Origin of the sequence: Paenibacillus turicensis (assembly GCF_017873435.1) — a bacterium.
GTDB classification, from domain to species: domain Bacteria; phylum Bacillota; class Bacilli; order Paenibacillales; family Paenibacillaceae; genus Fontibacillus; species Fontibacillus turicensis.
In genome coordinates, this window is record NZ_JAGGKG010000003.1 from 228,282 (window position 1) to 250,740 (window position 22,459).

17 protein-coding genes and 4 tRNA genes are annotated in these 22,459 nt (G+C 40.0%); all 21 read left to right on the forward strand.

Going from position 1 to position 22,459, the window contains the following annotated elements; genetic code table 11:
- Positions 1–39: 39 nt before the first annotated feature.
- The 21 genes from J2Z32_RS05050 to J2Z32_RS05150 all read left to right on the forward strand — a co-directional run bounded on the left by J2Z32_RS05050 (position 40) and on the right by J2Z32_RS05150 (position 22,450).
- Entirely contained in the window at positions 40–729 is a 690-nt protein-coding gene (locus J2Z32_RS05050) for a DUF2625 family protein (RefSeq protein ID WP_245251200.1), read from the forward strand.
- A 543-nt stretch (positions 730–1,272) separates the two neighbouring features.
- Positions 1,273–1,821, forward strand: a complete 549-nt coding sequence (gene pyrR, locus J2Z32_RS05055) for a bifunctional pyr operon transcriptional regulator/uracil phosphoribosyltransferase PyrR (protein ID WP_342453917.1) — start codon at positions 1,273–1,275, stop codon at positions 1,819–1,821.
- Positions 1,821–2,732 carry an aspartate carbamoyltransferase catalytic subunit gene (locus J2Z32_RS05060; protein WP_210088080.1) on the forward strand — a complete coding sequence of 304 codons (912 nt, stop codon included), beginning with the start codon at positions 1,821–1,823 and terminating at the stop codon, positions 2,730–2,732. The genes pyrR and J2Z32_RS05060 overlap by 1 nt, the downstream gene beginning before the upstream one ends.
- Positions 2,733–2,769: 37 nt before the next feature.
- On the forward strand, positions 2,770–4,062 hold the full coding sequence (locus tag J2Z32_RS05065; RefSeq protein ID WP_210088081.1) for a dihydroorotase: 1,293 nt from the start codon (positions 2,770–2,772) through the stop codon (positions 4,060–4,062).
- A gap of 69 nt (positions 4,063–4,131) precedes the next feature.
- Complete coding sequence (gene carA / locus J2Z32_RS05070) at positions 4,132–5,268, forward strand: glutamine-hydrolyzing carbamoyl-phosphate synthase small subunit (protein WP_210088082.1); 1,137 nt, start codon at positions 4,132–4,134, stop codon at positions 5,266–5,268.
- Between the two features lies 1 nt (position 5,269).
- A complete protein-coding gene (carB, locus tag J2Z32_RS05075) occupies positions 5,270–8,482 on the forward strand; it encodes a carbamoyl-phosphate synthase large subunit (protein ID WP_210088083.1) in 3,213 nt (1,070 codons plus the stop codon).
- 79 nt (positions 8,483–8,561) lie between these two features.
- Entirely contained in the window at positions 8,562–9,299 is a 738-nt protein-coding gene (gene pyrF / locus J2Z32_RS05080; RefSeq protein WP_280921107.1) for an orotidine-5'-phosphate decarboxylase, read from the forward strand.
- Positions 9,296–9,940, forward strand: coding sequence for an orotate phosphoribosyltransferase (gene pyrE / locus J2Z32_RS05085; RefSeq protein ID WP_245251202.1), 645 nt, complete (start codon positions 9,296–9,298; stop codon positions 9,938–9,940). Before pyrF ends, pyrE begins: the two co-directional genes overlap by 4 nt.
- Positions 9,941–10,263: 323 nt before the next feature.
- Complete coding sequence (locus J2Z32_RS05090; RefSeq protein WP_210088084.1) at positions 10,264–11,124, forward strand: ABC transporter ATP-binding protein; 861 nt, start codon at positions 10,264–10,266, stop codon at positions 11,122–11,124.
- Positions 11,087–12,184 carry an efflux RND transporter periplasmic adaptor subunit gene (locus tag J2Z32_RS05095; protein ID WP_210088085.1) on the forward strand — a complete coding sequence of 366 codons (1,098 nt, stop codon included), beginning with the start codon at positions 11,087–11,089 and terminating at the stop codon, positions 12,182–12,184. Before J2Z32_RS05090 ends, J2Z32_RS05095 begins: the two co-directional genes overlap by 38 nt.
- The gene (locus tag J2Z32_RS05100) at positions 12,184–15,069 is read left to right on the forward strand and encodes an ABC transporter permease (RefSeq protein WP_210088086.1); all 2,886 of its coding nucleotides are present in this window, start codon (positions 12,184–12,186) and stop codon (positions 15,067–15,069) included. Before J2Z32_RS05095 ends, J2Z32_RS05100 begins: the two co-directional genes overlap by 1 nt.
- 1 nt (position 15,070) lies before the next feature.
- Positions 15,071–15,964, forward strand: a complete 894-nt coding sequence (locus tag J2Z32_RS05105; RefSeq protein WP_210088087.1) for an ABC transporter ATP-binding protein — start codon at positions 15,071–15,073, stop codon at positions 15,962–15,964.
- Positions 15,961–17,454 carry an ABC transporter substrate-binding protein gene (locus J2Z32_RS05110; RefSeq protein ID WP_210088088.1) on the forward strand — a complete coding sequence of 498 codons (1,494 nt, stop codon included), beginning with the start codon at positions 15,961–15,963 and terminating at the stop codon, positions 17,452–17,454. Before J2Z32_RS05105 ends, J2Z32_RS05110 begins: the two co-directional genes overlap by 4 nt.
- Before the next feature lie 205 nt (positions 17,455–17,659).
- Positions 17,660–17,824, forward strand: coding sequence for a hypothetical protein (locus J2Z32_RS05115; RefSeq protein WP_210088089.1), 165 nt, complete (start codon positions 17,660–17,662; stop codon positions 17,822–17,824).
- A gap of 59 nt (positions 17,825–17,883) precedes the next feature.
- A tRNA-Met gene (locus J2Z32_RS05120) sits at positions 17,884–17,957 on the forward strand.
- Between the two features lie 10 nt (positions 17,958–17,967).
- Positions 17,968–18,041 (forward strand) — tRNA-Ile (locus J2Z32_RS05125).
- A gap of 167 nt (positions 18,042–18,208) precedes the next feature.
- Positions 18,209–18,294 (forward strand) — tRNA-Leu (locus tag J2Z32_RS05130).
- A 167-nt stretch (positions 18,295–18,461) separates the two neighbouring features.
- The gene (locus J2Z32_RS05135) at positions 18,462–18,920 is read left to right on the forward strand and encodes a NanQ anomerase/TabA/YiaL family protein (RefSeq protein ID WP_210088090.1); all 459 of its coding nucleotides are present in this window, start codon (positions 18,462–18,464) and stop codon (positions 18,918–18,920) included.
- A 211-nt stretch (positions 18,921–19,131) separates the two neighbouring features.
- A tRNA-Leu gene (locus J2Z32_RS05140) sits at positions 19,132–19,217 on the forward strand.
- Between the two features lie 192 nt (positions 19,218–19,409).
- The gene (locus tag J2Z32_RS05145) at positions 19,410–20,072 is read left to right on the forward strand and encodes a uracil-DNA glycosylase (protein ID WP_210088091.1); all 663 of its coding nucleotides are present in this window, start codon (positions 19,410–19,412) and stop codon (positions 20,070–20,072) included.
- A gap of 149 nt (positions 20,073–20,221) precedes the next feature.
- Positions 20,222–22,450, forward strand: coding sequence for an Ig-like domain-containing protein (locus J2Z32_RS05150; RefSeq protein ID WP_210088092.1), 2,229 nt, complete (start codon positions 20,222–20,224; stop codon positions 22,448–22,450).
- The last annotated feature ends 9 nt before the right edge of the window (positions 22,451–22,459 follow it).

Here is a 22,459-nt window from a genome sequence, read left to right on the forward strand (position 1 = left end):
TAATTAACATTATAAAGCTTTGTTGAGAGGGGAAACCTAATGGAAATTCAGACGAAATCTATTGAACAATTAGTTGTAAGTCAACAAGATGACGCTTGGGAAGAGTGTAGAGCAATAATCATAAATGGCAGTAACAGGTTAACCTTATTAGATGTCCCTACTTCCATTGGAGAGCAGACCTTATTAAATATACAGGTTTCTACTCGTTCTTATCTAGGTGTCATTGCTTATCATACAGGCGGGATACTTGTTGATCATGGTTGGATTAAGCTACTTGGTAGTCCACATGAAGATATTTTTGGCGACCTTGCTAGCTGGAATGGTCTAGACACCAATCAACAATCTCCTCTGCAAAAGAAAATACAATTACCAATATTAGAAGGCATTTTTGTAATAGCTTACGATGTTTCAGGAGGATTTTTTGCATTAAATGGTGGGAAGCTTGGTCAATCAAAGACTGTATTTTATTTCGCGCCAGATTGTCTGGAGTGGGAAGATACAGAGCTAACTTATTCAGAGTTTATACAGTGGCTTGCAGATGGGGATTTAGCACTTTTTTATGAAACATGTCGCTTTGATGGTTGGCAAGAGAGGGTTCAACAGCTACAACCTGATGAAGTATTATCTTATTATCCGCCTCTCTGGACAAAAGAAGGCTCTGGGGCTAAAAGTGATAAAAAAAGCATTTCCATTGAAGAAGCATGGAAAAATGTAATAGATCACATTTAACATATTGTAGCCCAGTGTTGTTAATAATAAAAATAAACTTATTTGCTTAAATCAATGCAAGTTAGCACTCCCTTATATAAGTGGAAGTTCTCTCTGTGCATTGATTTTTTATTTTTACTGATTCTTTCTTGATTCAAATGATCATATTGATTATTGTATTGCATAATTATAAGTGTATATGTATAATTATTAACTATAATGATCACTCGGTTTTTGACTCGAATATACAGGTTTGTTGTCTTGACAAGTCACTGTAACTCTGTCATAATCTATGTCAGCAAAGGCGTAATCTACGTCTTGACATATGAACCTTTAATTCGGTCCCGTGAGGCTGGCAAGGTAACGTGAATGTAGCGATAGGAGCATACTGTCTATTTGGGCAGGTCATCTCCTGTTGCTCATGAGGACATAAGTGAAATCACTATGTCCGGGACTCCTTGTCTGAATCAGGCAAGGAGTCTTTTTTTGTAACCAGAAGGCATTTGATGACTTCACGTTATATCGCTGGCGAGGGATACACACACTTTCGAGGAGGCAAAACGAGTGAGCGGTGAAAATCACATCATTATGGACGAAATAGCAATTAAGCGGGCGTTGACGAGAATAGCACATGAAATTTTGGAGCGTAACAAAGGGATAGACAATTGTGTATTAGCAGGAATTAAGACTAGAGGGATTTATCTTGCTGAGCGCTTGGCTCATCGACTTGAGAGCATTGAAGGAAAAGAAATTCCATGGGCAGAGCTAGATGTAACAGCTTATCGTGATGATCGCACAGATGATGATCAGGCTAGAAAAGAAGTTTCCTTTGCGGTTCCGGTTCAAGGCAAGAAAGTCATTTTACTTGATGATGTGCTTTACACAGGGCGCACCATTCGTTCCGCAATGGATGCCATCATGCATTGCGGTCGACCAGAAAGCATCCAGCTTGCAGTATTAGCAGACCGCGGACACCGTGAGCTTCCAATCCGCCCTGATTATGTTGGTAAAAACGTACCCACCTCTAAGTCAGAGGAAATTGAAGTACTGCTAATCGAAGCAGATGGACTTGATGAAGTACGAATTGTGCAAAACCGCGGAGGTGAAGCATAATGAGTATTTTATCCTCGACCTTAAAAGAACACAGCTTGCTTGGACTTAAGGAGCTAAGCGCCTCTGAAATTACGTCAATCCTAGATCGTGCTGATTATTGGGATCGACAGGAGCAAAAGCTTGTTCCAGCGCTAGCGAATAAATTTGTTGCCAACATGTTTTTTGAAAGCAGTACACGTACAAGATTTTCGTTTGAAATGGCTGAGAAGCGTTTAGGAGCTCAGGTGCTTAACTTCGCTGCTGCGAACTCTAGTCTGGAAAAAGGCGAATCGATTTTGGATACGGTAAGAACGTTGGAAGCGATGGGGATGGACGCTGGAGTTATCCGACTAAAACCAGTAGGCATGTTACAGGAGCTTGCAGAGCGAGTATCGATGCCATTGATCAATGCAGGGGATGGGAATAACGAGCATCCGACACAAGCTTTATTAGACCTGTATACGATGAAAAAACACTTTGGCGAAATTAAAGGCTTAAAGGTATCCATCATCGGGGACATCAAGCATAGCCGAGTGGCGCGCTCCAATCTATGGGCACTACAAAAATTAGGAGCAGAGGTCAAATTTACAGCACCTGATGTTTTTAAAGCGCCTGAGCTAGAAGCTTATGCTCCTTACGTATCTATAGATGAAGCGATGTGCTCTGATGTAGTTATGATGTTAAGGGTTCAGCTTGAACGTCATCACGAAGGAATTATAGGCTCTACTGAGCAATATCGCTTGCAGTATGGATTAACAGAGGAAAGAGCGGCGAAGCTTGCACCCCATGTTGTCATTATGCATCCTGCACCAATTAACCGAAATGTAGAAATCGATGATGCAGTTGTCGAGCATGCACAATCAAGAATTTTTAAGCAAATGTCAAATGGCGTGCCTATTCGGATGGCTGTCACTGAACGTGCGTTGAGATAACCAAATAGCATCATTTAAATAAATCGGAGGTTTTTAGATGTCACTTATTATATATAATGCAGCTCTATTAGATGCTGAAGGTCAGCTTTCAAATCAAGATATCGTGGTAGAAAATGGAATAATTCAAAAAATTGTACCCGCAGGAACGTTAGAGGTTGAGGCTTCCGGTACTACTGAAAATACAGTTATCGATGCAAAAGGAATGCTAGTATCTCCAGGATTTATTGATATGCACGTCCATTTACGTGAGCCTGGGTTTGAACATAAAGAAACGATTGAAACTGGCGCAAGATCAGCCGCAAAAGGTGGGTTCACCACAATCGCTTGTATGCCAAATACGAATCCGATCACTGATTCCCCAGAAGTAGTTGAACTCGTAAAAACAAAAGCAAAAGAAGCAGACCTTGTTCATGTGTTGCCTTATGCGGCGATTACAAAAGGAGAGAAGGGCGAAGAGCTAACCGATTTTGCAGCATTAAAGCAAGCAGGGGCAATCGGATTTACAGATGATGGTGTTGGTATCCAAAAAGCACAGATGATGAAGGATGCGATGGCGTTAGCAAAATCACTTGATATGCCAGTAATTGCGCATTGTGAAGATGATTCCCTTGTGGTTGGAGCACCCGTTAACGAAGGTACCTTTGCTAAAAAGCATGGCTTAAAAGGAATTCCTAATGAATCTGAGGCCATTCATGTAGGACGTGATATCTTGTTATCAGAAGCGACAGGCGCTCACTATCATGTATGTCATGTCAGCACAGAGCAGTCAGTTAGATTAATTCGCCAAGCGAAGTCGATTGGAATTAGAGTAACCACCGAAATATGCCCACACCATTTATTATTATCCGAAGAGGACATTCCAGGACTAGATACAAACTGGAAAATGAACCCCCCATTACGCTCAAAAAGAGATGTTGAAGCTTGTATTGAAGCGCTAGAGGATGGGACCATCGATATGATCGTTACAGATCATGCACCTCATAGCAGTGAAGAAAAAGCAAAAGGGATGCTCAAAGCTCCGTTTGGTATCGTTGGACTTGAAACGGCGTTTCCACTTTTATATACCAAGTTTGTAAAAACAGGTCGTTGGAGCTTAAGCTTCTTGATTTCACGAATGACAAGTGATCCAGCCAAAGTATTTGGACTGAAGGCAGGTCGGCTTGAGATAGGAGCACCTGCGGATATTACGATTGTTGACTTGAATAAAACAAAAGCAGTCAACCCAGATGAATTTGCTACGAAAGGTAGAAATACACCGTTTGGTGGCTGGGAGCTTACAGGATGGCCAGTAACCACGATCGTAAGTGGAAAAATAGTATGGTCAGAATAATTGTTTCATCTAAATAAGTAATCAATTATCATTTTGGATTGAATTTGGGAGATAAAGGGGAGTTTAGGGATGCAGGCACGATTATTATTGGAAGACGGCACACTGTTTACAGGGAAATCTTTTGGCGCGGAAGTTGAAAAAACAGGCGAAGTCGTTTTTAATACTGGAATTACGGGTTACCAAGAAGTATTGTCTGATCCTTCGTATTGTGGACAAATCGTAACAATGACTTATCCTTTAATCGGAAACTACGGAATTTCACGTGATGATTTTGAGTCAGTGGTTCCTTCAATACATGGTTTTATCGTTCGTCGCTATGAGCCTACACCAAGTAATTGGCGTGCAGAATATAGTCTAGGAAGCTTGCTTAAGGAATATAACATCCCAGGCATTTGTGACATTGATACACGGATGTTAACTCGGATTATTCGTCAGCATGGAACGATGAAGGGTATTCTGACAACGGCAGATACGTCCCCTGAGGAACTAAAAGCACTAATGGCAGCAACAAGCCTTGATGAGTTACGCAATCAGGTGGCGCAGACCTCTACTAAACATATTTATAGCAGTCCAGGCTCCAAAGAACGGATTGTATTAGTAGACTTTGGTGCTAAAAGTGGAATTTTGCGTGAGTTAAACAAGCGTGATTGTGATGTGGTGATCGTCCCTCATGATACCACCGCAGATGAAATTCGCAAGCTAAATCCAGATGGAATTCAATTGTCAAATGGCCCTGGCGACCCTAAAGATGTACCTTATGCTGTAGAAATGATCTCTCAATTGCTAGGCGAATATCCGATCTTCGGAATCTGCTTAGGACATCAATTGTTTGCTCTAGCTTGTGGCGCAGATACAGAAAAGCTTAAATTCGGCCATCGTGGTGGGAACCATCCTGTGAAGGAGCTTGCCTCTGGACGTTGCTACATCACCTCCCAAAATCATGGATATACCGTAACTGAAAGCTCGATTGCAGGCACGAAGCTTGAGGTTACACATATTAACAATAATGATAAAACGATTGAAGGCTTACAACATACTGATTACCCAGCATTTTCTGTACAATATCATCCTGAGGCTGCACCTGGACCTTATGATAATAGCTACTTGTTTGATCGTTTTGTAGGGATGATTAGAGAGCATAAGAAATCTCATCCACAGCAATCACGTCAAGCTAAAATAATGGCCGCAGCGAAAGGAGTTTTGTAACATGCCGATTAATAAGGAGCTCAAAAAAATACTAGTAATTGGTTCTGGTCCTATCGTTATTGGTCAAGCGGCTGAGTTTGATTATGCGGGTACACAGGCTTGCCAAGCGTTGAAGGAAGAAGGGGTAGAGGTTGTTTTAATCAACAGTAACCCTGCTACAATTATGACAGATACAAACATGGCGGATAAAGTATATATCGAGCCAATTACATTAGATTTTGTTACACAAATCATTAGACAAGAGCGTCCAGACGGCTTGTTGCCAACCCTTGGCGGACAAACGGGATTAAATATGGCGGTGGAGCTAGCACGTGCAGGAGTGCTTGAACGTGAAAATGTGAAGCTGCTTGGCACACAACTTACTTCGATTGAAAAAGCAGAGGATCGGGATTTATTCCGTGAGTTGATGCGTGAATTAGAGCAACCAGTACCCGACAGCAGCATCATTACTTCCGTGGAAGAAGCGGTTCAATTTGCAAATGAAATTGGATATCCTGTTATCGTCCGTCCTGCCTACACCTTAGGGGGAACAGGTGGCGGAATTTGTGCGACAGAGGAAGAATTGAAGGAAACAGTAGCTTCTGGTATTCGCTATAGTCCGATTGGCCAATGTCTTATCGAGAAGTCGATTGCAGGCATGAAGGAAGTCGAATACGAAGTGATGCGTGATGCGAATGATAACTGTATCGTCGTATGTAACATGGAAAATTTTGACCCAGTTGGCGTGCATACTGGAGATAGCATCGTCGTTGCTCCTAGCCAAACGTTATCTGATCGAGAATATCAAATGCTACGTTCTGCCTCACTGAAAATCATTCGTGCTTTAAATATTGAAGGTGGCTGTAACGTACAGTTTGCCCTTGATCCACAAAGCTATCAATATTATGTGATAGAGGTAAATCCTCGGGTTAGCCGTTCATCTGCACTCGCATCCAAAGCAACAGGGTACCCTATTGCTAAAATGGCGGCGAAAATCGCATTAGGCTTTACATTAGATGAAATCGTCAATCCAGTGACAGGACAAACGTACGCTTGCTTTGAACCAACACTAGATTATATTGTAAGTAAAATTCCGCGTTGGCCTTTTGATAAATTTGTACATGCAAATCGCAAGCTAGGCACGCAAATGAAAGCAACGGGCGAAGTAATGGCAATTGGACGTACCTTTGAGGAGTCGATCCATAAAGCGGTGCGCTCGCTTGAAATTGGAACCCATCGTTTGTATATAAAAGGAGTGGAATTGTTAGCTAAAGAAGAACTAGAACGTCGTTTAGTGCAAGCGGATGATGAAAGACTCTTCTTGGTAGCAGAAGCCTTCCGTCGTGGATACAGCTTACAGCATATTCAGGATCTATCACAAATTGACTGGTGGTTCTTAGATAAAATAGAACGTTTAGTTCAATATGAAGCTATTATTGCTGAACCAACCGAGCTAAGCTATGACATATTATATGAAGCGAAGCGATTAGGTTTTACAGATCGTGCAATTGCCGAATTAAGAGCAGCTAAGCATGCAAATGGTCAATACACAACGGAAGAAGCAGTACGTGAATTTAGAGCCGAACATAAGCTTAGACCTGTATATAAAATGGTAGATACGTGTGCGGCAGAATTTGAAGCAACTACCCCGTACTACTACTCAACCTATGAAACAGAAAATGAAGTATTGCAAACAAACAAGGAAAAAATCGTAGTGTTAGGCTCTGGTCCAATTCGGATTGGGCAAGGGATTGAATTTGACTATTCAACGGTTCATGCGGTATGGGCAATTCAGGATGCAGGGTATGAAGCGGTCATTATAAATAATAACCCTGAAACGGTATCTACCGATTTTAATACCTCTGATCGTTTGTACTTTGAGCCACTTTTCTTTGAAGATGTGATGAACGTCATCGACGAGGAGAAGCCAGTAGGTGTTATCGTCCAATTTGGTGGACAAACGGCAATTAACTTAGCAGCTCCATTACAAGCGGCAGGGGTTAACATTTTAGGAACCTCATTAGATAGCATCGACGAAGCAGAGGATCGTAAAAAGTTTGAAGCTTTATTGTCTAAGCTTGATATTGCCCAGCCTAAAGGAAGCACAGTTACTTCTGTGGATGATGCTGTAGCGACGGCGCAATCACTAGGTTATCCAGTCTTAGTCCGCCCATCATATGTATTAGGTGGACGTGCGATGGAAATCGTATATTCTGATGAGGAATTGCTCAAATATATGAAGGAAGCTGTAGATATTAATCCAAAGCATCCTGTCCTGATTGACCGTTATATGTTAGGTAAAGAGGTTGAGGTAGACGCCATTTGTGATGGGGAAACGGTGGTTATCCCAGGTATTATGGAGCATGTGGAACGGGCAGGAGTTCACTCTGGTGACTCTATTGCTGTATATCCTCCTCAACATTTGAGTGTAGAATTAAAGCAAAAAATTACAGAGATTACGATTAAAATTGCGAAGCAATTAAAAACGGTAGGACTTGTAAATATCCAGTTTGTCATTTACAAGGATGAGGTGTATGTAATTGAAGTAAACCCTCGATCCTCCAGAACCGTGCCATTTTTGAGTAAGGTCACAAATATACCGATGGCAAATGTGGCAACAAAATGTATTTTAGGCTTGAAGCTAAAGGATCTAGGATATGAAGAGGGCATGTGGCCAGAAAGTAAACATGTCTCTGTAAAGGTTCCGGTGTTCTCCTTTGCAAAATTGCGTCGTGTTGAACCTACACTTGGTCCGGAGATGAAATCAACAGGTGAAGTGATGGGACGCGATGTTCATTATGCAAAAGCATTGTATAAAGGACTCATTGGTGCGGGTATGAAAATTCCAACCTCAGGCGCAATTATTGCGACGATTGCGGATAAGGACAAGGAAGAAGCAGTGAAGCTGCTACAGGGCTTCTACAAGCTTGGCTATAAAATTATCGCAACAGGTGGAACTGCAGTGGCACTAGAAGAGGCTGGCATTCATGTTCAGACCGTAAATAAGCTCAGCGAAGGTTTACCTAATATACTTGATCTGATTCGTAACGGTGAAGCTCACTTCGTTATTAATACTTTAACTAAAGGTAAAGAGCCAGAGCGTGATGGCTTCCGTATTCGTCGGGAAGCGGTGGAAAATGGTGTTGTATGTATGACATCGTTAGATACAGTATCAGCATTACTCACGATGTTAGAAACGATTAACTTCTCTTCACATGCGATGCCTTCAATATAATAATATTATAAAATAGTGGTCGGCTCCGGGTAAGCTATACTTCGGAGCCCTCCGTATGATAGGAGATTTGAATAAAAATATGGATCAAAAGTATATAGAGATGGCAAACAGATTAATGGTTGCATTAGATTATCCTTCTGTAGATGAGGCACGAGTATTAGTAGAGCAATTGGAGGGGATTCCTTGTTATATGAAGGTAGGAATGCAGCTCCTCTATGCCGCAGGACCTAACTTCATTCTTGAATTAAAGGAAAAAGGATATTCTGTATTTCTTGATGTCAAAATGCATGACATCCCGAACACAGTTAAGGGTGGCGCACATAGCCTTACAAAACTAGGCGTGGATATGTTTAATGTCCATGCGGGTGGTGGCATTAAAATGATGGCGGCTGCGAAACAGGGTGCGGAATTAGCATTACAGGAGGACCCTAGCTTAGCAATGCCAATTATCATTGCGGTGACTCAGCTTACAAGTACAGATCAGCAAACGTTAAACCATGAAATCGGAATTTCTGGTACTGTAGAGGATTCTGTTATTCAGTACGCCTCACATACAAAACAAGCGGGACTTGCGGGTGTTGTTGCATCTCCATTAGAGGTACAAGCGATACAGCAAGCATGTGGATCAGACTTTGTTACAGTGACCCCAGGGATACGTCCTGCAGGAAGTGAAATCGGAGATCAGTCACGTATTTTGACACCAAAGCAAGCTATTCAGCAGGGAAGTAGCTTTCTTGTCGTAGGTAGACCGATTACTTTAGCCAATGATCCACGTCTAGCAACGGAAGAAATTATTAAGGAGATGATGAGCGCATGACACAAAACAACAAAATTGCTATAGAGGTAGCAAGTGAACTTTTAAATATTGGTGCTGTGGCACTACGCCCTCAGGAGCCCTTCACGTGGACATCAGGTATTAAATCCCCAATATATTGTGATAATCGGTTAACGATGTCATATCCAGCGGTACGTGATTTGATTGCAGAATCATTTGCCATCCTCATTAAAGAAAATTATCCTGATACTGAAATTATTGCAGGTACAGCAACAGCAGGAATTCCCCATGCAGCATTTGTTGCTCAAAAGCTTGGCTTACCTATGGCCTATATTCGTGATAAAGCAAAAGGACATGGTAAGGAAAATCAGATCGAAGGCTTAATTGAGGCGGGGAAAAAAGTCATTGTGATCGAGGATTTAATTTCTACAGGGGGAAGCTCCTTAAAAGCGGCATTAGCTGTAAAAGATGTAGGAGCAACACCGTTAGCTGTGCTAGCAATTTTTAGCTATCAGTTAGATAAAGCTGTAAAGGCATTTGAAGAGGCGAGTATTCCATTAACGACATTGTCTAATTACACAACTTTAATTGAGGTAGCCGTAGAACGTGGTGTTATTCCACAGGAGGATTTATCGTTGCTCAAAGCTTGGAGAGAAAATCCTGCGGCATTTGGGCAAGGATAAAGAACAAGTAAGTCTTCTCGCATTAAATCTCACTTCATTATCACTTTTATGTAATATTTTAATGATTGCTTTTTTATGCTAATAATTAAATAATATGAACTGCTAGAAACAGCAAATAAGGCACTTTTTTGCTGTTTTTTTGTTTTTTAGATGTTATTTTAAGCAGATATTTTTGGTGAAAGAGAGAGCATTTTTAAATTTTGGAAAGATAAATACTCAATTGGTAAAAAAAATTGTAACTTTTTTGGGAGTTTTATCGTTTATAATGCAGACGTAGTATGTGTCTGAATGACAAATAGGAGAAATAGGAGAACGATACACAAATGAAGCGATGGTTTCGTAAATCAAGGGAAAAGGATAAGTCTGAACATGAAGCAGAAGTCATTACTGCAGATCGTTTAGCGCTGTTTGCCGAACCGGAGGGAGCGTCAACTGAAGAAGTAGCTCCTACTGCTGAAGAGGGTGTACAAGAGGAAACGATCTCAATAGCTCCTGAAGAGGATACCTTCACAGGACCCGTTCTTAAGGTGAAAGAGGTACACCGATCATTTCCAGTTGGCAATGGTGAAGTACATGTACTTAAAGGAATTAATATGGAGGTTGAAGCAGGGCAGCTTGTCATGCTAAGAGGACGTTCGGGTTCTGGTAAAACAACGCTGCTTAATATGCTAGGTGGGCTGGATCAGCCATCATCTGGTGAAATCTGGTTTAGAGATGAGCCGATACATGTGCTAAGTGATGATAAAAGAACATTGCTCAGGCGCAATCAGATTGGCTTTATTTTTCAGGCTTATGCATTGTTGCCGTTACTTTCAGCTTGGGAAAATGTAGAGCTATCTTTACGGATGGCAGACATTCCATCATCAGAATGGAAGCCAAGAATTCGGCATTGCCTTGAATTAGTTGGACTCGGAAAAAGAATGCATCACCGACCATTTGAAATGTCGGGTGGTGAGCAACAACGTGTTGCAATCGCGAAAGCCATTGCACACCGACCTAAGCTGTTGCTAGCCGATGAACCTACAGCAAATCTTGATTCACAAATGGGTGCTCAGGTTATGACTGTATTTAAAAATATCATACTAACGGAGCAAGTAACCATTTGTATGACTACACACGATCCTACGATTTTGGAGGTTGCAGACCATGTTTATCAAATGGTGGACGGAAAATTTATCGAATAACAAAAGTAACGTCTATAGACGTTTAGGTATTATATGTTTATGTTTTGTATTAGTTATTGTTTCAGGTTGTGGATTACTTCCGAAGGAGGATGAGGAGGAGGAAATGCCTGTCATTAAGCCACCTACCATATCCAAAAAACCTGAATATACCGTAACAAAAGAGACATTGAAAAAAACCGTAAATGCTGTTGGCAAGCTGATGAGTCAACGCGAAGAACCCCTTTATTTTACGAACGGAGATCTACATATTAAGACGATTCATGTGAAGGCTGGAGATAAAGTAAAAAAGGGTGCTGCACTTATTGAACTTGATACGGAGGCTTTGCAGAAAGACTTACGTAAGGCAGAGCTTGATTTTAAACAAAATGAATTAGATATGAAACAAAAGCTTCGTCAAAAAGAAGAAATGGATGAAATTGAGTTTGAGAAGGCAACGATCGTATTTGAAGAGCAACGCCAAAATCTGGTAGACCTTCGCAAAAAAATTAGTGATGGTGTATTGCGTGCACCATTTGCAGGAACTATTGTTTCTCTTAAAGCAGAGAAGGGGGCAACGGTGAAAGCGTATGACTCTCTAGGTATTATTTCAGATACCTCGTCGCTCGTTGTGGCTGCCTCATTTTCGAAGGACGATTTAGCGAAATTGTCTGTTGGCATGGACGCTGATGTAGATATTAATGCGGCAGGTACTTTTAAAGGTAAAGTTAAAGTTATGCCAAGTCCAAGCGCAAACAGTAATAACAATCCGAATGACAGCGGTGGAAATACACCGCCAGAAAAAGATTCGTTAGACCAATATTTAATTGTAGCACTAGATAAAATGCCAAAGGATATGGAACGTGGTCGTCAGCTTGGTGTAACGATTGTAACTGAGGTGAAGGAAAACGCAACGGTTATTCCAATTGCAGCTTTACGCTCTATTGGTTCTCGTAATTATGTTCAGGTGATTGAGGATGACGGAAGTAAACGTGAAGTTGATGTAGAGGTAGGGATGCAAACGTCAACAAGCCTTGAAATTAAAAAAGGACTGACGCCAGGGCAGAAAGTAGTGGGTCGTTAATGGGTGCGCCGTTGATTCGTTTGCTGTTCCGTAAAATGTGGAATACGAAATGGCTAACTATAAGTACATTGTTAGGACTCGTTGTTGCCGTATCCTTTACCGTAAGTATTCCGATGTATTCGGATGGTTCACTAAAGCGTGTCGTATCTAGTACACTTATTGCTAACAGCGAAGGTTTGCCTGCGGGTTCCTTACTCATGAGCTATCAGGCTTCAGGGGGAGCGAAAACAGATCCAAATGCATTAGAAGCTGTAAACAAATATATTACAGATGAAGTTCCACAGGAAATTGGCTTCCCGTTTGATACTTATGTAAACACTCGCTCCTTACGTACGAGTGAGATTTATCCAGATGATCCAAGTAAAGTTGATGCTAGTCGAACAAGAACGATGACCTTGCTTAGTATGAACAACGTTAAGGATCATATTACAGTTACAAATGGAAAGTTGTTTTCTGATACAGTCCAAGGTGATGTCATCGAAGTGATGATGCTAGAGGAAGCGATGTATCGTCAGGATCTGCATGTTGGTGATATTATTAATTATCCGATCGCTAGTGGACTTGATATCGTGTTAAAAGTGAAAATTGTGGGTGTATTTGAATCTAAAGTAGATCAGGACCCATATTGGTATCAAGGCTTTGAGAGCATGATGAACAATCTGTATGTCAATGATAAAGTGTTTAATGAGCATTTCTTGAAAAAATTAAAGATCCCAGTTCATAGCAGCGCATGGTATTATGCTTTTGATTTACGTGAAATTAAAACCTCACAGCTGACCCCACTTGCAAATACATTAGATCGTTTAAATGTAGAACTGTATCAGAAGCTGAAGGATACAAAGGTGGATATTTCATTTGGTAACTTGCTTGAGGATTTCCGTAAGCAAAGCTTACAGATGCAGACGCTATTGTTTACACTTGCTGCACCGATGATTGCGATGGTATTCTATTATATTGTCATGAATGCTAGACAAGCATTAGATAAGCAAAAAAGTGATATCGCTGTGTTACGTAGTCGTGGTGCATCTACAAACCAAATTATTTTAATTTATTTATTTGAAGGTATTATTCTTGGTGTCGTGGCCATGATTTTAGGACCATTGCTTGGTTACTTTATGTCAAAAAGTATCGGTTCAGCTAACGGCTTCTTAACCTTTGTTGACCGGAAATCAATTCCAGTTGGCTTTAATATGGACGCTATTTTATTAGGTTTAGGAGCAGTTGTTATTGCCATCCTTGCCACGTTATTACCTGCAATAAGCTATGCTAGAGCTTCGATTGTTAATGCGAAGCAAAAGCAAGCACGCTCAGATCAAAGACCATTTTGGCAACGTTGGTATATTGATATTGTGCTGTTAGCCTTGTCCGGTTATGGCTTCTATATGTTTAACGAGAGACAAATGTTAACCTTCCAGACAGGTATGACAACCGATGAGCTGCAAGTACAGCCGTTTTTATTTTTTGTGCCTGCCATTGCTATTTTTTCTTTAGGGCTATTTTTCTTGCGCATATTCCCGTTAATTTTAAAATTGATCGGCTGGTTAGGTAAACGTTGGTTACCTGTCCCATATTATTTGAGCTTAACACAGTTATCACGTTCTTCCACCGCTTATTATCCGTTAATGATCTTACTTGTTTTGACATTAGGACTTGGTGTGTATAATGCATCTGCGGCGAGAACGATTGATCTTAACTCAACTGAACGTACATTGTATAAGTATGGTTCTGATGTAATTGTAAAAACGGTATGGGATTCAACTCCCGAAGCTAAAAAGCCTAATCAAAATAATGCAGGCGGGGGTCAAGGTGGTGCTGGCGGTAACCCAGGAGGTGCTGGTGGTGGTCAAGGTGGAAATCCGGGCCAACCGAATAACCAACCAACGAAGCTTATTTATTCTGAGCCACCATTTGAAATTTTCCGTAAATTAGACGGGGTTAAGGCTGCGGCTAGAGTGCTTCAAACAAAAGGTAACATTATCGTTTCTGGCCGATCAGCAGGTCAAGGTATTATGATGGGTATAGATAATTTAGATTTTTCTAAGGTGGCATGGTTCCGTAATGATTTATTCCCAGTTCATCCATTCCAATATTTGAATCTGTTAGGTATGAATGAAAGTGCGGCCTTAGTGCCACAAACCTTAGCAGACAAATATAAGCTGAAGCCAGGAGATGTGTTCCAGGTTTCATTTGGAGAACAGACGGTAGACTTTGCTGTATATGGTATTATTCCATATTGGCCTTCACAATATCCTGATAAAACACCATTTGTGATCGCTAACCTAGACTATATTTATGACCAAGTGCCATTGATTCCTTATGAAGTTTGGTTGAAAATGGAAGATAAAGCTAAATCAGGGCCGATTATCACTAAGCTTGCTGAGAAGGGGATTGAGGTATCTTCAGTTAGTGATGTAAGAAGTGAGCTCGTGGCACAAGCCAAACATCCTACACGTGGTGGTGTATTTGGTATTTTAAGTTTGGGCTTCTTAGTTTCTGTCATTATTTCTTTGATTGGTTATATATTATATTGGTTCTTTAACTTATCAGGACGTGTTGTCCAATTCGGTATTTTAAGAGCAATGGGACTCTCTAAGCGTCAGCTTACCAATATGTTGCTCGCAGAACAGATTTTAACAGCAGGTTTGTCTATTGTTTTAGGGATTATCATCGGTAAGGTTGTAGGTAGACTGTTTCTTCCGTTTTTACAAACGGCAGACAATGTGACAACACAAGTTCCGCCATTTAGAATCATCTTTGATTCAAAGGATACGCTGCAATTATATGTTGTTGTATTCGTGATGCTTACGCTTGGAGCAGGGCTCCTATTCTGGCAAATTCGCCGTTTACGTGTGCATCAAGCGGTGAAGATGGGAGAGGAACGTTAATATGATTCAATGCGAGGGCTTAGTAAAAATCTTTAAAACAGAAGACATTGAGGTTGTTGCGCTCCAAGGTCTTAATTTAAATGTAGAGCAAGGCGAAATTATGGCTATTATTGGGAACAGTGGGAGTGGAAAATCTACGCTTCTAAACATTTTAGGTGGGTTGGATCGTCCCTCAGCAGGTCAAGTCAATGTTGGCGGCTGGGATTTATTAAAAATCAAGGATGAACAGCTCGTAGAATACAAGCGTAAAACGGTTGGTTTCGTATGGCAAAACAATGCCCGTAACCTATTGCCATATCTCACTGCCCTTGAAAATGTCGAAATGCCTATGATGCTAACAGGCAAAGTAGATCGCGCATATGCAATGCAGTTATTGGAATGGGTTGGGTTGGAGCATCGGATGCACAGTAAGCTTCATCAACTATCTGGTGGTGAACAGCAGCGGGTAGCGATTGCAATTTCCTTGTCTAACCGGCCACAAATGTTGCTTGCCGATGAACCGACAGGTTCGGTGGATACAGCGACCTCAGATAGAATTATGAATATTTTCCGTCAGGTAAATAAAGAGCTAGGAATTACCGTTGTTATTGTAACGCATGATTTGGAGCTAGCGAGTAAGGTGGATCGAGTGGTTGCAATTCGAGATGGGCTTACAAGCACAGAGTTTGTGAAGCGTAATCCTAATTTAGATGATGCAGATCAAGGCTTTGAAGGAGGTGGCAGCCTACAAGAGGTGCATGAAGCATTTGTAGTTGTTGACCGAGCAGGAAGATTGCAGGTGCCCAAAGAATATTTAGAATCGATAGGAATTGAAGGTAGAGCTTCAATGGAATTTGATGGAGATAAAATTGTAATCACAGCACCGAAGTTAGTGAAGGGGGAAAAAGTTGAATGACGAAAAAAAACAAATTTAAAAAGCTACTAATCGCTACCGTTGTAGCTACGATGGCATTGGGACTGCTAGCAGGCTGTACAAGTAAAACATCGAAAAATGAAAATGAGCAGAAGGTAGTAAGAATTGGTATGTTGTACGGCTCCTCTGATGATTCTTATTTCCGTCAGCAATATACTGATCTGTTTGAGTACTCAAATAAAAATGTAACCTTTGAAATCGTGCCAGCCATCGATTACTCCTCTTATCAGTTTAGTGAAAGTAAACAAAGAGAAATGCCTGATGAGTTTGAGAGTATAAAGAAACTAATGACAGGAGATAACCCTGTTGATATCGTGATTGCTGACACAGGTACTCTAAAAAAATTAGTTCAAGAAAATATGCTCAAGCAGCTTGATCCATTAATGCAAGAGGATAAATTTGATACGTCTGATATCGTCCCTGCTGTTTTAGGTGGATTACAGGATGTTGGGGAAGGTAAGCTATATGGTCTTACCCCTTCATTTAGCTCATCAGCATTATATTACAATAAAAAAGTGTTTGCAGATGCAGGCATAGAAGTACCTAAAGACAATATGACTTGGGATGAAGTTTTTGCAACCGCAACTAGATTGGCAAAAGGTGAAGGAAAGGAGAGAACCTTTGGCTTCTCATTTAGCTCGTATGCTGGTGATGCGTACTGGAGTATGCAAAATATTTACATGAATACCCTTCAGCTTAAAACGTTTGACGATAAAGCGGAAACGATGACTGTAAATTCACCGCAATGGAAAAAGTCATGGGAATCGATTGCTAAGCTAATTAAAGATAAAATCGTCCCAACTGATCAAGATATAGTATATGATGATAGAAACTGGACTCCAATTAGTAACGATTTATTTTTACAAGGTAGATTGGGAATGATGATTGGCGATAGCAATTATATTAATCAAATTGAAAATGCAAACAAAAATGCGGTAGGAGAAATCAAAGATTTCAAAGCTGTAGATTGGGATGTAGTTACCGTTCCTGTACATGCTGAAAAACCAGATATTGGTTCAAGTGTTTATTTGAGCAATATTTTTGCAATTAATAATAGCGCACCTAATGCTGAAACAGCTTGGGAATTTATTAAATTTGTGAATGGTGAAGATTTTGCTAAGCTTAGATCCCGCAGTGGTTCAAGTTATGAGATGGTATCGCGTAAATCATTTATTAAGCCCAAACAAGGTTTAGATTATAACATTGAAGCCTTCTTTAAATTAAAACCGCTACCACCAACTAATTCAGCTTTAGATAAGCTGTACGTAGAGAAACCAGGATTAAATCAGGTTAATAATGGTAATAAATATTTCCAACAGGTGGTTGAGAATAAATTAAGTGTTGAGGAAGCATTAAAGAAATGGACTGAGGATGGCAATAAAATGTTGATCGAGCTTAAAAATAATCCTAAGGTTCAGTTCCAAGAGGATGGTACGCCTTATGTGCCAAGTGAAGAAGGAATTGCACGTTAGTTCTCTAGTCGTCGTGTGTTGATTGAAAATAAATGTCTTATTAGCTGTTTAAAAAGTGGGCTTAGTCCTATAACAGCTAATAAGGCTATTTTTTATTCTATTACCGTCTTATCAGGCGCGCTCTAGAGCAGCAATACAACTTTTTTTAATGTTTTATATGCAATTGGGTATTCTATAGCTTAAATAAGCTTATAGGAGGATTTATATGCAATGGGTTTACTTTAATAAATTATACAAAACAAAATTTCAAGCCGGTTGTCTTGCTAAACGGTTGGAACAGGATGGTTGGATTTATGGTTTCGATGAAATGAGAGAGGTTGAAATTTATCGTTCGCGAAAAGGGAAATACGGTGTGCGTTTTATCCAATAAATAATACTTGACGAATCGCTTCATTATCGTGTATATTATTACTTGTCGCTGTTTATTATCGCGGGGTGGAGCAGTTCGGTAGCTCGTCGGGCTCATAACCCGAAGGTCGTAGGTTCAAATCCTGCCCCCGCAATTAGATTTGCGGGCCCTTAGCTCAGTTGGTTAGAGCGGTCGGCTCATAACCGATTGGTCGGGGGTTCAAGTCCCTCAGGGCCCATAGCAAGTAACTCCCTTGTGTAGCAAGGGAGTTTTTGTTTTTACATTGTGTTGTGAGAAAAAAGTAAAATATTGCTTGCATCATAGCTTTGATTTGTGGTATAGTCATGAATACAGGATATAAGCCCTGTATGAATTTAACGTAGTCCTCGTTAAATCTCTTTTTAAGCCGGGATGGCGGAATTGGCAGACGCACAGGACTTAAAATCCTGCGGTAGGTGACTATCGTACCGGTTCAAGTCCGGTTCTCGGCATTATTTAAAAACATCGTATTTCTCTTTGTAAAGGAGAATAATACGATGTTTTTTATTTATTGTTAATTTGAGTGTATGTATTTTTATTGTGTGATTAAAGATGTGGTTATTTTATGATCGTTTATGGTAAATTAATAATTACTATAAATAGAAAGAAGGCGTACACCTTGATTTTAGCAGCATTAGAGCAAGAAGAACAATATCGCCAAGCATACCCAGGCTTCGCACAAGCATTTGATTTCTTAAAGCAACCAGGAGTAGCAGAGCTTGAACCAGGTAAATACGAGATCGACGGCCAAAATATTTATGCAATGATTCAGCATTACAATACGAAACCCGAAGAGAATTGTGGTTGGGAAAGTCATCGTAAATATATTGATATTCAATATTTGATTGAAGGTAATGAGCAAATTAATGTTGCTCCAACTGATCAGCTTGTGATGAAGGGCGACTACATAGTAGAGAAGGATAAGGTTAGCTATGAGGTTCCAACAATAAAATCTAATGCTTTACAGCTAAATACGGGTCAATTTGCAGTGTTTTTCCCTCAGGATGCTCACCAGGCTTCGATTAGCTCAGAAGAGTCTGTAGCTGTAAAAAAAGTGGTTTTAAAGGTGCAAGTTTAGAACAGTAGATGAAGAGTAGATAAACGGTGTAGCATCACCCTTTGAGGGTGGTGCTATTTTTATAACGTCAATAAGATCAACACATGGTAATTAATATGTGTACCTAGTGTACGTTACAAATAAAATATAATAATAAAAATGCTTGCATTATATAACATGTTTATGTTATATTCTATATTACAGGCGTTCAGTTAAGTTGTTTTTTGTTTAAGCCGGGGTGGCGGAACTGGCAGACGCACAGGACTTAAAATCCTGCGGTAGGTGACTACCGTACCGGTTCGATTCCGGTTCTCGGCATTACATGTATTACATACGCTTAGTAAGAAAAGGGTGTTCAGATTATGAACGCTCTTTTTTTATGTTTTTTTCTTCGTTATTGTTGTTAATTATGTAAAAGCGGTTGCTCTCATCCACCTGCTATCGTATGCTAAATATATTAGAAACTAGAAAAATATACATACTGCTATATTCAAAAGGAGAGATGGACTGTTGTTTGGAAACGATTGGGATCAAATTTTAGAAAATGAAATAAATCAGGACCATTTTAAAAGTTTAATGAAATGGGCTGATTTGCAATATGAGCAGGATACTATTTTTCCCCCTAAAGAAAATATTTTTGAGGCTTTAAAATTGACAAGTTTTCAAAATACGAAAGTAGTCATTATCGGGCAAGATCCATATCATGGTGCTGGACAAGCCCATGGACTTAGCTTTTCTGTACAGGATGGGGTCAAGATTCCACCGTCACTACGAAACATTTATAAAGAAATGGCAAGTGACCTTGGTGTAGATATTCCGACGACAGGTGACTTGACACCATGGGCGCAGCAAGGAGTATTACTTTTAAATAACGTTTTAACGGTCCGTGAAGGCGAAGCAGCATCTCACCAAGGTAAAGGGTGGGAAGTATTTACAGACGCAGTTATAGGGGCATTAAATGAGCGTCAACAGCCTGTTATTTTTGTGTTATGGGGAGCACATGCTCAAAAGAAGGGTGAAAAAATTAATACGGAGATGCATGTCGTTTTAACGTCTGCACATCCAAGTCCATTAGCAGCAAGAAGAGGTTTCTTTGGCAGTAAGCCATTTTCCACAATAAATCAGCATTTAACTAGACTTAATGAAACACCGATAGATTGGAGTTTAAAGTAACGATCATTTAGATTGCTTTAAATGGTAGTAAAACTAGTTCTGAGGTATCAATTATGTCAAAAAGACTTACGTAATTAATCCTATTAGACGATAAAGGAATAGTATGAGTATACGAAAATTTGGAAATCTGATCAAAAGGAGAGAATAAAATGTTAGTAAACAGGAAATGGGTGAGCAGATGGGTGCTAATTTCTGCGTTACTGCTCAGCATAGTTTTCCCGTCAGGAGTATTTGCAGCCACTGGAGATGTTTTATCTATAGACATTGAAGGCTCTTCCACAACATTGGAATTGACAGTAGGAAAAACCACAAAACAATTAAAGGTATGGGCTACTGTAGAAGGTTCTACTGTAAAAAGAGATGTGACTGGTAATGTAACTTGGAGCTCTAACGATGGTAGTATAGTGAAAGTAGAAAATGGATTTCTAACGCCGCTGAAGGCTGGCACAACTATGGTTAAGGCTACACATGGAAGTGCGATTTCAACAATTGAGGTTAAAGCGGTTGAAACATATAAGAAGCTAGATTTATCTTATTCCTTAGAGGGTAAATATACGTTAGGTAATACTGAAGAGCAGTTAAAAGTAAAAGCCACTGCTAAAACGAATGTGGATTCTGCGACACCAATAGATGTAACAGAGGATGCGGAATGGACAACCTCAAATGGAAATGTGCTTACGATCTCTAAAGGGCAAATTACATTAGTTGGCGAAGGTTCTGCTACAATTACTGCAAAATATTCTGGCCTAACGGCTACATATAAAGCGACAGTAAGCTCGCCCTATACTGCATTAAGAATTACTAAAGAAGGCTCATCTGATGCTCTAAAGGAGCTAGAACTGATTGTAGGTGATGCCTCAATCAACTTAAATGCTAAAAGCTCTTTGGCTACGGATAGTTCCCTTCAGGATGTAACCGAAAAAGGGAATTGGTCTTCGTCTGATGTTAACGTTGCTACAGTTGAAAATGGAAAGCTTACCATCTTAGCTACAGGTAAAACCACAATTAAGGTTACTTACTTAGGTGTAGCTGCAGAAGTTGACGCCTATGTTCGTAGTCCTTATGAAGCGATTATGTTAACACCGTCAGAAGATATTGTTATGTTTATTGGAGAAAAGTGGAATGCAAAAGCTGAAGTGCGTAGTGGTGTAAATGCAACTCAGGATGTAACTACCTCTGCGACATGGAGCTCCTCTAATCAGCTACCTGTTACAGTCAACGCAGGTTTGATTGAAGCAAAGGCTGTAGGAGATTCTGTTATTAAAGTAAGTTATCATGGCGTTAGTAAGAGTGTTAACGTGAAGGTACTTCCAACGGTTGTAGATATTACTGCCAAGGAAAAGGAACTGGACATGTTAAATGGGGATACTACAAAGCTCCCAGCCATTACAGCAAAAAAACTTGATAATGAAAGTATGGATTTTGATAAATATGTGAAGTGGACGTCTAGCCGTGAGGATATCGCTACTATTTCAGAGGATGGTAAAGTGGTAGCGAAGTCTGCTGGTACAGTTATATTAACAGCTCAGCTACCAGAAGCAAATATTACATCAGGTACATCTCCAGTTCGAAGCAAAACGGTAAATGTGACTGTAACGATTAAGGAAAAGGTGTTAACGATATTATCTGATCCAGAGCGTTTGGTTGTCGTTGTGGGAGAAGAACAAAGTTTACCGAATATTACTGTTGTTTTGGAAAATGGGAATGAACAGCCTGATTTTCAAAACCAGCTAACATGGAAGCTTACAGGCTCTAATGGGGTATTAAAGGATGCTACTGATGGTAAAAAAATTAAAGGCTTAACTAAAGGTTCGGCAGTTTTAAAGGGGACTTATTCTAATAAGGAAATTTCAATACCAGTTACATTTGAGCAAAAAATAACTAAGATTGTTGTTGAGCCTAAAAATATTAATGTAAATATAAAAAGCTCTAAATCCATTAAAGTAACTGGTTACTACAAGGATGGTAAAACAGTAAATTTATCTACAAAAATGAACTGGCAGTTATCTAATTCTGATGTAGTTACACTGAATACCTCCTCTGTGAGAGGGGTTAATGAAGGAATAGTTACGTTAAGTGGGTCTTATCAAGGTCATAATGCAACAGTAACTGTAAATGTTGTTCCTAAGCTGAAGAAGGTTTATGCAGATACGAAACGGATTAATGCTGCACCTGGTTCTGCTCATAATATAATTGTTACCGCAGAGTATGATACAGGGAAAACGGCAATCGTAACAAATAGTATAAATTGGACCAGCAGTAAACCAGCAGTTGCTAAGATGAACGCAGGACGAATTGAGGCAATTGCGAAAGGTACAGCTACAATTAAAGGTAAATTTGATGGAAAGAACATCTCAATTACAGTGGTTGTAAAATAATGTAATCTA